The 12,253-nt window shown below is 30.3% G+C and carries 12 protein-coding genes; 4 read left to right on the top strand and 8 right to left on the bottom strand.

The genetic code is table 11. The features are described from left to right. Positions 1-362 precede the first annotated feature (362 nt). Positions 363-1,028, top strand: coding sequence for an NAD(P)/FAD-dependent oxidoreductase (locus tag RSA29_RS12135; protein ID WP_346942039.1), 666 nt, complete (start codon positions 363-365; stop codon positions 1,026-1,028). Between the two features lie 194 nt (positions 1,029-1,222). On the opposite strand, the gene hisS is transcribed toward RSA29_RS12135, so the two are convergent. Further along, positions 1,223-2,539 carry a histidine--tRNA ligase gene (hisS, locus tag RSA29_RS12130; protein ID WP_346942040.1) on the bottom strand — a complete coding sequence of 439 codons (1,317 nt, stop codon included), beginning with the start codon at positions 2,537-2,539 and terminating at the stop codon, positions 1,223-1,225. Positions 2,540-3,085: 546 nt separating this feature from the next. Between hisS and RSA29_RS12125 the strand changes: the two genes are divergently transcribed. After that, complete coding sequence (locus RSA29_RS12125; protein WP_346942041.1) at positions 3,086-3,583, top strand: flavodoxin; 498 nt, start codon at positions 3,086-3,088, stop codon at positions 3,581-3,583. Between the two features lie 47 nt (positions 3,584-3,630). After that, positions 3,631-4,368, top strand: coding sequence for a DUF3784 domain-containing protein (locus tag RSA29_RS12120; RefSeq protein WP_346942042.1), 738 nt, complete (start codon positions 3,631-3,633; stop codon positions 4,366-4,368). 52 nt (positions 4,369-4,420) lie between these two features. On the opposite strand, the gene bioD is transcribed toward RSA29_RS12120, so the two are convergent. From bioD to RSA29_RS12100, 4 genes are all read right to left on the bottom strand, one after another. Then, positions 4,421-5,098, bottom strand: coding sequence for a dethiobiotin synthase (gene bioD / locus RSA29_RS12115; protein ID WP_346942043.1), 678 nt, complete (start codon positions 5,096-5,098; stop codon positions 4,421-4,423). Beyond that, positions 5,091-6,053 (bottom strand): biotin synthase BioB, encoded by a 963-nt coding sequence (gene bioB, locus RSA29_RS12110; RefSeq protein ID WP_346942044.1) that lies wholly within the window; start codon positions 6,051-6,053, stop codon positions 5,091-5,093. The genes bioD and bioB overlap by 8 nt, the downstream gene beginning before the upstream one ends. A 32-nt stretch (positions 6,054-6,085) precedes the next feature. Further along, entirely contained in the window at positions 6,086-6,640 is a 555-nt protein-coding gene (locus RSA29_RS12105; RefSeq protein ID WP_346942045.1) for a biotin transporter BioY, read from the bottom strand. Positions 6,641-6,926: 286 nt separating this feature from the next. Beyond that, complete coding sequence (locus RSA29_RS12100) at positions 6,927-8,204, bottom strand: Gfo/Idh/MocA family oxidoreductase (RefSeq protein WP_346942046.1); 1,278 nt, start codon at positions 8,202-8,204, stop codon at positions 6,927-6,929. A gap of 411 nt (positions 8,205-8,615) precedes the next feature. Between RSA29_RS12100 and RSA29_RS12095 the strand changes: the two genes are divergently transcribed. After that, positions 8,616-8,771 carry a hypothetical protein gene (locus RSA29_RS12095; RefSeq protein WP_346932896.1) on the top strand — a complete coding sequence of 52 codons (156 nt, stop codon included), beginning with the start codon at positions 8,616-8,618 and terminating at the stop codon, positions 8,769-8,771. A gap of 105 nt (positions 8,772-8,876) precedes the next feature. Here the strand turns inward: RSA29_RS12095 and RSA29_RS12090 are convergent, their stop codons facing one another. From RSA29_RS12090 to RSA29_RS12080, 3 genes are all read right to left on the bottom strand, one after another. Beyond that, a complete protein-coding gene (locus RSA29_RS12090) occupies positions 8,877-10,271 on the bottom strand; it encodes an MATE family efflux transporter (RefSeq protein WP_346942047.1) in 1,395 nt (464 codons plus the stop codon). 333 nt (positions 10,272-10,604) lie between these two features. After that, positions 10,605-10,790 carry a PspC domain-containing protein gene (locus RSA29_RS12085; RefSeq protein WP_346932894.1) on the bottom strand — a complete coding sequence of 62 codons (186 nt, stop codon included), beginning with the start codon at positions 10,788-10,790 and terminating at the stop codon, positions 10,605-10,607. 136 nt (positions 10,791-10,926) lie between these two features. Beyond that, positions 10,927-12,252, bottom strand: a complete 1,326-nt coding sequence (locus RSA29_RS12080) for an ABC transporter permease (protein WP_346942048.1) — start codon at positions 12,250-12,252, stop codon at positions 10,927-10,929. Between the last annotated feature and the right edge of the window lies 1 nt (position 12,253).

Here is a 12,253-nt window from a genome sequence, read left to right as displayed (position 1 = left end):
CCCCCCAAATATAATTTCTTTTACCAATGATGATTTTGATTAATCATAGTTTCACCAAAACCAATTACTTGTTACAATAATTTTAACATTATTGTAATATATTTCAATTTATTTTTTCCATTATATTCCATTATATTTATCATACTTATTACATATTATTATTAATTATTATGTTTCTTAAATCTTTATGTGTAAATTTTCAACAATTTGCTATATAATATTTCCAAAAGCGATAATTACTTTTTTATAAATTTTTGTTAATTTTAGCTACAGAACATTTATTATTAACTTACTTTAGATTAAACTTATGTATGAAGAACATATCTACTTAACTTAAAATATTAATAACAAGGAGGAATACTATGAAAGATTTATTAGATAAAGGTGCGGTTATCCAACGAGATAAAGAAACTTATGCTATAGCACCACATTTAGTTGGAGGTGTTGTTACACCTCAGCAACTTAGAGATATTGCCGATGTAGCTGAGAAATATAACGTAGCTGCACTTAAGCTTACAGGAGCTCAGCGTATTGCCATTGTAGGCTTAAAAGAAGAGGATATTGATAGCGCTTGGGCTGATTTAGGTATGAAACCTGGTGCTGCAATTGGTTTATGCGTTAGAAGTGTAAAAATCTGTCCTGGAACTACTTTCTGTAAAAGGGGTCTTCAAGATTCTATGGGGATTGGTTCTAAAATAGATGAAGCTTTTCACGGAAGAAATCTTCCTAATAAATTAAAGATAGGGGTTAGTGGATGTCCTAACGCCTGTGGTGATAGTCATACAAGAGATATAGGGTTAATTGGTGGAGTTAAGGGCTGGATTGTTTATGTTGGTGGTAAAGGTGGCGTTAAGCCTAGACTTGGTGATAGACTAGCTGTTAATGTACCTGCTGAAGATGTATTTGACCTAATAGAAAAAATAATCCAAGTATATGATGAAAATGCCCATGAAAGAGAACGAATTGGAAATTATATAGATAGAATTGGGTTAAATAGCTTTAAAGATAGAATTGGATTAAGTGATTAAAAAAATAAATAGGACTGTCTTAAATTTGACTTAATACTAAACCTATGTTGAAATTCAACTTATATTATTTCCGCTAAACCCTTAGCTATCAATAGTATTTAAGTTCAATTTCAACATTTGAATAAAGCATAGGTCACTAATTTTAAAACAGCCTATTTATATTAACTTGATTATTACCGATTAGATCTTATTTATTATTTATTGTTTAAAATTAAAATTACTTCTTCTACAGAAACTAAATTTTGTTCACCTGTTTCCATATTCTTAAGCAGAATTTTATTCTCAATTTTTTCATTTTCCCCAATGATTATAACATTGGGAATAGCTAACTTATTAGCATATTTCATTTTCTTAGGGAATTTTCCACCCTCAAGATATATATCAACTTTTACGCCAGCTTCTCTTAATTCATTACAAACCTTAACTCCATACTCAAAGTCTTCATCCATTGGAATTACTAAAACATCTATTAAAGAATTACTATTTAAATCTATAATGTTACTCTCCATAAAGCTCCAAAATAATCTTGTAAGCCCTATAGATATTCCAACTCCAGGAAGTTTTTTTTCAGTATAATACTGAGCTAGATCATCATATCTACCACCTGAACATACTGAACCAAACTCAGGATAATCATCTAAGAATGTTTCATATACAGTTCCTGTATAGTAATCAAGACCTCTAGTTATCTTAAAATCTATGATATAGTTTTTATCTGGAATACCGAATGCTTTTATATATTTATTTACAATTTCGAGTTCTTCTACACCCTCAATAAACCTTTCATGCGTTACTGTGCTATTTTTCAGCATCTCAATTTTTTCATCATTGCTACCTTCAGACGTAATAAACTTTATTAAGCTTTCTATCCCTTCACTAGTTGAAATATACTCACTTAGTTCTTCTCTAACCTTGTCTTCTCCTATTTTAGCGAGTTTATCTATACATCTTAAAACCTCTGTACATTTATCTATGTTTAAACTTCTTAAGAATCCATCTAGAATTTTTCTATTATTAATTCTGATTTTAAAGTTATCAAATCCAAGTTCCTTAAATATTTTATAGATTGTGCTTGGAATTTGAGCATCATTAACAATACTTAAAGTACCATTCCCTATAACATCCACATCACATTGATAGAACTCTCTAAATCTACCTCTTTGATTTCTTTCACCTCTATACACTTTCCCCATTTGGTATCTTTTAAAAGGAAAAGCTATTTCCTCCATATGTTGTGCAACATAACGAGCAAGAGGTACCGTTAAGTCAAATCTCATTGCCATGTCAGTGCTTCCTTTAGTTAAAGTGTAAATTTGTTTTTCTGTATCTCCACCAGTTTTTGCAAGTAAAACTTCACTTTTTTCAATTATTGGAGTATCTATTGGAAGAAATCCAAAAGACTCATAGTTTCTTCTAATAACATCATACACATTATTAAACGCCACCTGTTCTCTTGGCGTAAGCTCCATAAATCCTGGTAATATACTTGGTTTTGTAATTTTTGTACTCATAAATTATCTCTCCTTAAATCTATATTATATAACATTAATCATCTTTATCTTTGGTATATAATCTTTATTTCACATTAACACCAACGCCCTATTTATAGCTTTGTAGCAACAAAAAAATCCCTAAAGACATCATATCCTTAGAGATTTAAACTTCTATATCTCCATAGATACATTGCCCTCACACAAATAGGCCTATATCTATGGTTTATTTTCAAACCTAAGATTATAAGACCTCGTAACTATGATGATGTTGATGTTTTTCATTTATTAAATATTTCATTTCAATCATCTCCCATTAAACATAATTTATCACTTTATAAATTCTCTGTCAATAAGTTTCCATTATTCTCAGAAGAACTTCACGAATAAAATTTAATAAAATCACGTTCTCTCTTGATATTACATGCATTGTTATATATACTTTGTATAATAATGTTAATAGTATTAATATTATTTATCTACATTTCATATAATTAAGTTTAGACAATATCTATTTTTTATAATATATTAATTCTACTTGAGAATATACAGAGGGGGATGTTAAAATTGTCAAATACTTTAGTCGTATTTTATTCACTTGACGGAAATTCAAAACTAATCGGAGAGGAAATTAAAAATATACTTAATTGCGATATATTAGAGTTGAAACCAATTAAAGATTTAAATCCGAATAGTTTCAAGCTTTCTAAATATTTGTGGGGTGGCAAACAAATTATAATGAATAAAGCCCCTGAGCTTAATCCCTACACTATAGATTTTAAAAAGTATGACAACCTATTTATTGGCAGCCCAATTTGGGCTGGTACCTATGCACCTGCACTAAAAACCTTTTTTATAGAAAATGAAATTAAAGATAAAAACATAGGCTTATACTGCTGTCATGGTGGTGGAAGTTCTAAAGGTATTTTCGCTAATTTTGAAAAAGAATTAAATCCGAATAATGAGATCTTAGGTAAAATTGAATTTCAAGACCCATTAACTCTTTCTAAGGATGATAGCAAACTTAAACTTCATCAGTGGGTTAATTCCCTAAAACTTAGATAACTCCTTATCTCATCTAGTTAATCTTTATTTGACTTGGAGGTGGTTTCATGGAATCGTATTTTATACTACTTTTTATAGCTACTCTATTTTTATTACTTGGAATACTAATAGGTAAATTCAAATGCTACTGGTTAATTTCTGGCTACAATACCTCAACAAAATCCGAAAAGGCTAATATAGATATCAAATCTCTAGGTAAACACATGTCACATATGTGTTATATTATATCAGGAGTTAATATTCTTGGTATTTTTTCAAATTACCTTTTTAAAATGTCTATCGTACCTTTTATAATTGCAACTGTAGCCATCACCATCTTTTACCTATTTTTTCTTCAAAAATTTGACCATAATCCTAGTTCAAAAAAAGAAATCAAAATTGTGCTAATTGTGGTCTTATTTATAGTACTGTTAATTAATATACCTATGTTTATCCTTGGATTTAGTGCACCTAAGATAACTGTTAATGATAGCTCTATAAGTTTATCTGGTGGATACAATGCTAATATAGATCGAAAAACCATTGAGAAAATAACTCTTGTAGATGAAACACCAAAGATTATTATGAGAACTAATGGAATTGGCCTTGGAGAATTACAAAAGGGACACTTTAAGCTTGAAGGAAATAAAAAAGCTATGTTATTCTTAGTAAGTGAGACTGGGCCATTTATTGAAATTATAAGTAATAGTACAACCTCTAATTATTATATAAATTATAAAGATTCTATAAAAACTAAGGAAGCCTTTGAAAATTTAATGGCTGAACTAAATGATAACTGTGAATAACCAAAGAGGCTATCTTAATTTAATTTAAGATAGCCTTTTGGGTTAAAATTATTTAATTAAATAATTTTACTAACTCTTCTTCCTTAATTTCAACTTCCCCCTGTGTCTCACAAATATAAACTTGCAATCCAGTAAAATCCTTTATTACTTTTAAATTATCAACGTGTATAAAGTTATCTCTATCAAAATTATTTAGGATAATTCCTTTTATTCCAATATTATGATTTCTAGCATATTCAACTGTAAGCATAGTTGAGTTTATTGTTCCAAGACCTGCATCTGATACAATAACTATTTCTAAATTTAATCCCTTAATAACATCCATTAGCATAATCTTTTCACTTTGAAGATATATTGGACATACAATACCTCCACTTCCTTCTGAAAGAACAAAATCATATTGCTTACTATGATTCTCATAATGGTTAATAATTGTCTTAAGGTTTATTTCTACCCCTTCTAGCTGCGCTGCTAAATGAGGAGATGATTCTGTTTCTAATATATATGGAATGGAATCATTAAAATCGCCTTCTATGCCAGCCATATTATAAACATATTTTGCATCACCAGGTATTAGTTCTTTTTCAACACCTACTATTGCTCCACTAAGAGCCGCCTTAAAATATCCTACTTTCATTCCAGCCTTTCTTAACTTCCTTAGTAAATTCCCACTTATATAGGTTTTCCCAACATCTGTGCCAGTAGCTGTTATAAAAACACCCTTACTCATGATTCTCCACCTTAAATCCAATTTCCTTAACTATTGCTATATCTTCTTTCGTAGAAATCCCAGAAGTAGTAAGCATGTCCCCTGATATGGTTGAATTAACTCCGGATTTAAAGGCAGCTCGTCCTTTATCATTTAATAGTGCTCTTCCTCCAGCTAGCCGAATTGATATAGTTGGCATAATAAACCGATATATTGCAATGGTTCTAAGTAAGTCCTCATAGCTGACTAAATCATTATTTTCCATTGGCGTGCCCTTTATTGGATTTAGAACATTTATAGGCACTGAATCAACTTCAAGATTTCTAAGTTCAAAAGCCATATCTATTCTATCTTTAAAATTTTCTCCAAGTCCAAGGATTCCACCACTACAAACCTCCATACCGACTTTCTTTGCATTCTTTATAACCTGTACCTTGTCTTCATAAGTGTGAGTTGTACAAACATTTTCAAAGAAACGCTTTGAGGTTTCAAGATTGTTATGATAACGTGTAACTCCTGAATCCTTAAGCATCTGTAATTTTTCTAAGCTAAGTAGTCCATGAGATCCACAAAGTCTAACCCCACATTGTTCTGATATCTCACGATTTATTTCACAAACTTGTTTAAGGTCATCATCATCCATTGTTCTTCCAGATGTTACAATTGAAAATCTCTGAACTCCCTCTGAGTAGTTAGATACTGCATTAGAAACTATTTTTTCTAGTGAAAGTAATGAATATTCATCTACATTTGTATTGAAATGCACTGACTGGGCGCAGTACTTACAATTTTCTGAACATCTACCACTCTTTCCATTTATAATTGTACATAGATTGAATTTGTCCCCACATAAAATTTCTCGTATTTCATTAGCTGCATCACAAAGTTCTTCCAACTGTACCTCAAGTAATCCTTCTGCCTCTTCACGTGAAATTAAATAACCTTGTAATATTTTTTCTTTTAGCTGCTGTACCATACAATTCTCCTCTTAATTTAATAGTAATTCATTTAAACCCTTACCCTAGTTCTGATTTTCTTTCCTATGTATGCTGCCACAAAACAAAGTAATATATCGCCTGGAATATCTAACGGAAGGGCAGCAAGTAACAATGACCAAATTCCTGTTGAGGTTCCTACATAAAAGTTTAATATGCAATATTTATATATTATTCCTATAAAATAAACTACACCCATAGCTATTAAGCAGGCTATTAACATTTTTCTAAAACTTAAATTTTCTCTCTTTTTTGTAATCATTCCAACTACATATGAAGCAACTATAAACCCTAATAAATATCCAAAGCTTGGACGAATTATATAAGCAAGTCCTCCGCCCGCTGCAAAAACAGGAACTCCACAAAGTCCAATGAGGACATATACTCCAACTGATGTAGCACCCCTTATAGGTCCAAGTATAATTCCTGCTAGTAAAACAAATAGGAATTGCAATGTAAAATAATCCATGAACGGTACTGGGATCTGTATAAATGCTCCTACTGCTACTAGTGCTGCAAACATTCCACATAAAATCATTGAATGAGTTTTTGAAATTGATTGTTCCATAATAATTAACTCCCCTTTCTTATATCATTAATTTATCATTGCACCACCAAATTGTCAACCTTAATTTTATTTATAGTTTACAATATACTTTACTTAAAAAGCTCATATATAATGTACAATATTAACTTTTAAATGTTACTCCATTTTATTTTTCCATGAAAATTATAGTAATTAACTTTATTTCTAAAATCATACAAAACACGATTTAACCATAAAAAGGTATATACCAAAACCTAAGTTTTAATATATACCTTTTATATGGATATAAATCACTAACTATCCACAATTATTTCATTAAATTGTGTACATATTCCTTAAGATTTAATGTCTGTTTTTTAATTCTAGCTTCCTCTGCAACTAATGACATTACATGACTTTGAATTGACACTTTGCCTGTAGTATATCTGTCTTCAACCTTACCTGTTCTTACAAGGTTGAAGAAATCCTTCATTATTCCACTATCACCGCCACCGTGTCCACTGTCAGGCTCTTTTACATCTATAACTTTTAAGCCATTAGTTCTAAAATCATATATTTCAATTTTATTTGTTTCAGTATTTGCTCTAACTTCTCCATGAGTTCCCATAAACCTAGTTATTCTAGAAACTTTAGATGTAAATGCAGTCATAGTAAATGCCACAGTAACAGCATTTTCAAAATTTAAACTTACTACCTGATTATCCACTACGTTATTATCGCAGTGATAAACACATCTTCCGTAAGGTCCTTCTGCTAATGCTTTTGTTATTCCCTCATTAGATAAATCCTCTGTTATAGCACTAGTCGGCCATTGTCTTGTTGATGTGGTATTTGCATCAGAACTACTTTTAAAGTATATTTTTCTAGCATCGTATGGACAATCTTTTATTTCACATTCTAAACATATCTTAGATGCGCCCTCAGGTGCACACTCTGTTTTAAAATGTTTTGTGCTTCCATAAGAAGCAAGACTCTCACAAGGACTATTTGCAAACCAGTACATAAGATCCATATCATGGCAACACTTTGCAAGAATCATTGGAGCAGATTCCTCTTTATTTCTCCAATTTCCTCTTACAAAACTATGAGCTTGGTGATAATATCCTACATTTTCTATATGTTGAATAGTTATAAGCTCACCTATCTCTTTGCTATCTAAAATATTTTTAAGCTGTTTAAAAAATTCAGTGTATCTTAAAACATGACACACTAATAAATGTAGATTCTTTTCTTCAGCTTTGTTAACCATTTCTACACATTCTTTTAAATCAGGTGACATAGGTTTTTCTAAAAGTATATGATATCCAAGTTCTAAAGCCTTCATTGTAGGGTCATAGTGCATTCTATCTTGAGTTGAAACTATTGTAACATCCCCAATTTTTCCAATTTCTAAAGCTTGCTCCCAAGAATTAAATACCATATCATCACTAAGATTGAACATATTTTTAATATTTTCTCTTCTCTCCTTGATGGGCTCTGCTACAGCAACAATTTCAACTTCATCACTATGTGATTTTATGTATTTTGCGTAGATTAATCCCCTATCTCCAGCTCCTAGCAATATTACTTTAGTTTTTTTGTTCATATCAATATCCCCCTTATGTAATTTTTTTAATTTACTAAACATACTAATGCTAAATAAATTAAGTTAAAAAATAAGTTTATAACTATAATAATAAGTTAAAATTAATACACTGTCTAGATATGATGAAATATTTAAAATATATGTTTAAAATTTAGTAATTAGTAAATAATTATACTATACCCAATTAATATCTCCATATTAATTAATTTACCACCCAATTAAATCGAAATAGACTAGAACAAGTCGTTACTCCTCCTTGTTCTAGTCTATTTGTTTTCAAACATCATTTACAATTATTTCATATTACTAACTCTTACCCTAATTTTCAACTTATATAAAACAATATATACTAGTATTATTTTATATAAATATGTATATCCTAATAATGTTGTAAATCAAGGAGGTGTTATATTGTCAAAGAATTGTTGCAACCAGAAAAACAAAAAAACTACAACCCTTAAATCTGACCCAAAAGGCCCTAACTATCAAGAAGGTGTTAAAAACAAAGCAAATGAACATACACCTACTGGTGAAAAAGAACCTTCAACACATACCACATTTAAATAATATGTTAAATAAGAAAGAGATTACCCTATTAAACTTCATGATAAATTATCATGGCTTAATAATGTAACCTCTTTTTTATATAGCTTCAACTAAATCTATAAATAATTATAATGTATCCCTATTTTTAAGAGCTATATTAGAATCCTCATTAAGCGTTCGCTTATAAAATATAGTAAAGCAAGTTATGGTGCTCAAAGCTGCTAAAATATCTGCGATTGGCTCTGCAGTAAGAACAGCTTGAAGTTTAGCTTGGTCACCTGTAAAGAAAATTGGAAGTATAAATATTAATGGAATTAATAAAATTATCTTTCTTAACAGTGCCAGAATAAGCGATATTTTCGCTTGTCCAAGGGCAAGGAATGTTTGTTGACAAGCACTCTGTGCTCCAAATAAGAATATTCCTGCAAAGTATATCTTAATACTCCATGATGTTATTGCCATAAGTTGTGGATCATTGTTAAATATACCTACAAATACTCCTGGGAACAACATAAGGGATCCCCACATAAACGTTGTATATGCCAAACAGCATGTGATTAATAACTTAAATGTCTTCTTAACCCTATCTATTTGCTTTCCACCATAGTTATAACTTATGATAGGCTGTGCCCCCTGAGTTAATCCCATAAGTGGTAGCATTATTATTTGCATAATACTGCTCATTATTGTCATTGCACCTATAGCTAAGTCTCCACCATATACTTTAAGTTGATTATTTAAAGATATTAATACTAAACTTTCTGTAGCTTGCATTATAAATGGAGATACTCCGAGCGCCATAATTCCAAGAACTACCTTTGGGTTTGGAATTATATGTTTTTTTCTTATTTTAAGAATGCTCTTCTTTCCAAACAGGAAGAATAAAACCCATATAGCTGATACCGCTTGGGCAAGTATGGTTGCAAGTGCTGCCCCCTTAACTCCCATTCCAAGTCCAAATATAAATATCGGATCTAGAACTATGTTTATAACTGCTCCAACCATTACAGTAACCATACCAATTTTTGCAAAACCTTGAGTATTTATGAAAGGATTCATTCCAAGTGCTATTTGCACAAATATAGTTCCAATAAGATATATAGTTAAATAGTCATTAGCAAATCCAATTGTTTGATCGCTAGCACCAAATGCCCAAAGTATAGGTTCTTTAAATATTAGTAATCCAACAGTTAACGTTAATCCCATTAAAACAAGTGTAGAAAAACTATTACTTACTATCTTTTCAGCACCATCATTATCTTTTTCACCCATTTTTATTGCAGCAAGAGGAGCACCTCCCATACCAATTAAGGCACTGCACGCTGATATAATCATTATAATTGGAAATGCAACTCCAACCCCAGCCATAGCCAACTCTCCACTTGGCATTCTTCCAATAAATATTCTGTCAACTATGTTATATAACACATTTACAAGTTGAGCAATAATAGCTGGAAGTGCTAACTTAAATAATAAACTTCCTACTTTATCTTTTCCTAAATCCATATTACTATTTGACATTCAATCATCTCCCTATCTATCAATTTACAACCTACATACTAGTTATATTTATGTAATTTAAAATTTAATACATCTATAACATTTTGGCCACTCAATAAATTATTATATCACTTTATATCGAAATAATAAACTCTTTGCGAAAAGTTAACCGTTATTTAAATTCCTTGCCAAATAATATTAAATTATAACTCAAAATAAAAAATGGTAAGAATTCTAACCTTACCATTTTACACATATGTCTAACTAAATTTGTAGATTCTATTTATTTAAAATCCATGAAGTATTTTAAAATACAAATTATACATCATTAATTAAAATTTATATAAATATTTTTTAAAAATTGTTGTCTGACATCAAAATCCATAGGGCAACATAAATCCAAAATCCTGCTCCTGCAAAAATTGTAGATACTACCCATATAATTCTTAATACTTTTACATCAAAACCAAAATACTCTGCTACGCCTCCACAAACCCCTGCTATTGCGGCATTGTTAGACTTACATAATTTATTATTCATATAAAGCATCCCTCCATTGCATTGCAAATTTTTATGTGTCTTATATTTATTCATATGATATTTATATGCTGTTATATTTACAATATATCAGTATAGTTCATATACTAACACATTCCAATATCCTAAAATAATTTTATTATTTCTCATTTGTAAATATAGAAAACAAATCCTTTATTTTTACTCTGTTTCCGGTGTGTAATATTACAACAGAGTATACTCTAGCAGTAAATAATGTTAATACAATAATTGTTACAATAATTATTAATAACGCTATTAACATTTCTCCAACACCTACACTCCCTGATAAAATCATTGATGGAATATAAAAAGGTGATGAGAATGGCATATATGTTGCTATTTGGGCAACTAAAGAACCTTCCGCCATTATTGCTGCATATGCAATATAAAACCCTATAATTGAAATAAATGATACTGGCATTATTGCAGTATTTAAGTCCTCTAATTTGCTTATTGTAGCTCCAACTAGTGCATTTAAAACTGCATATAGTACATATCCCAAAATAAAGAATAATATTATTAAAATTATTTGTAATACTGGTATTTTCCCAAGAATTCCTGCTATATCAAAAATGTTGGCAGAAGTGTTTATAAACTTCTTAACTATAGCTCCACTTCCAACAAATGAAATAAATGCTGTAAGTAAAATCGATGCAAATTGAGTTATTGCTAAGAATCCCATACCAACACATTTACCAACTACAAGCTCCATTGGTTTTGTTGAAGTAAGTAGTAGTTCCATTACCCTTGATGTTTTTTCTGCTACTATAGAACTTGCAACCCAATATCCATAGAAATAAATTATATAAAACAATAACATACAAGCTACCATAGGAAATACCATCTTTATAATCATATCTTCAAAGGTATCATTTTCATCACTTGCAGCCATAACTCTTGTACTAATAGGTGTTGATAACTTACTTGTATCTTCTGGTGATATACCTACTTTCAAAAATCTTCCAGCATTTAAATTACTCGATATAACTTGTGCTAGTTTTTCTCCATCCTCTGATGATACAACGTCACTATTAGATGGAGTAATCACCTCCACATAATACCCTACAGCTTCATTGCTTATAGATACAAGTACCATGTTCTCATCAGTTGTATCCATTTTTTCAATTAACCTTGTTCTTGATTCTTCAGCTTTTTTAAAGTTAAGATCTGGAAACACAGCCTTAATTCCTGGTGTTAAATCTATATTTAAATCTGAATCATCCATATAGTAGGCTGTCTCAATAGCAATTTCCATTTGACCATTGGCCGATGTCCCACCATCTTTAGCATCATCTTTTCCTGTAAATGCCGGAATAAAATTAATTAAAGATGTTAATATCAGTACCGCGGCTAATATTATCGTAGTAGAAATTTTAAACGACTTCCCCTTAACCTGTTGAACTACAGTAAATTTAGTAACCTTCCAAAAGTTATTCATATCCATT

It is taken from the genome of Clostridium sp., from assembly GCF_036660475.1.
Classification (GTDB): domain Bacteria; phylum Bacillota; class Clostridia; order Clostridiales; family Clostridiaceae; genus Clostridium_J.
The sequence above is the reverse complement of the archived record's forward strand: the minus strand, read 5'-3'. Positions and strand labels throughout refer to the sequence as shown.

Bases quoted from the DNA above. Each gene is read 5' to 3' on its own strand.
- RSA29_RS12135 (WP_346942039.1), top strand. From the start codon at position 363: ATGAAAGATTTATTAGATAAAGGTGCGGTTATCCAACGAGATAAAGAA.
- hisS (WP_346942040.1), bottom strand. From the start codon at position 2,539: ATGAGTACAAAAATTACAAAACCAAGTATATTACCAGGATTTATGGAG.
- RSA29_RS12120 (WP_346942042.1), top strand. From the start codon at position 3,631: ATGGAATCGTATTTTATACTACTTTTTATAGCTACTCTATTTTTATTA.
- bioD (WP_346942043.1), bottom strand. From the start codon at position 5,098: ATGAGTAAGGGTGTTTTTATAACAGCTACTGGCACAGATGTTGGGAAA.
- bioB (WP_346942044.1), bottom strand. From the start codon at position 6,053: ATGGTACAGCAGCTAAAAGAAAAAATATTACAAGGTTATTTAATTTCA.
- RSA29_RS12105 (WP_346942045.1), bottom strand. From the start codon at position 6,640: ATGGAACAATCAATTTCAAAAACTCATTCAATGATTTTATGTGGAATG.
- RSA29_RS12100 (WP_346942046.1), bottom strand. From the start codon at position 8,204: ATGAACAAAAAAACTAAAGTAATATTGCTAGGAGCTGGAGATAGGGGA.
- RSA29_RS12090 (WP_346942047.1), bottom strand. From the start codon at position 10,271: ATGTCAAATAGTAATATGGATTTAGGAAAAGATAAAGTAGGAAGTTTA.
- RSA29_RS12085 (WP_346932894.1), bottom strand. From the start codon at position 10,790: ATGAATAATAAATTATGTAAGTCTAACAATGCCGCAATAGCAGGGGTT.
- RSA29_RS12080 (WP_346942048.1), bottom strand. From the start codon at position 12,252: ATGGATATGAATAACTTTTGGAAGGTTACTAAATTTACTGTAGTTCAA.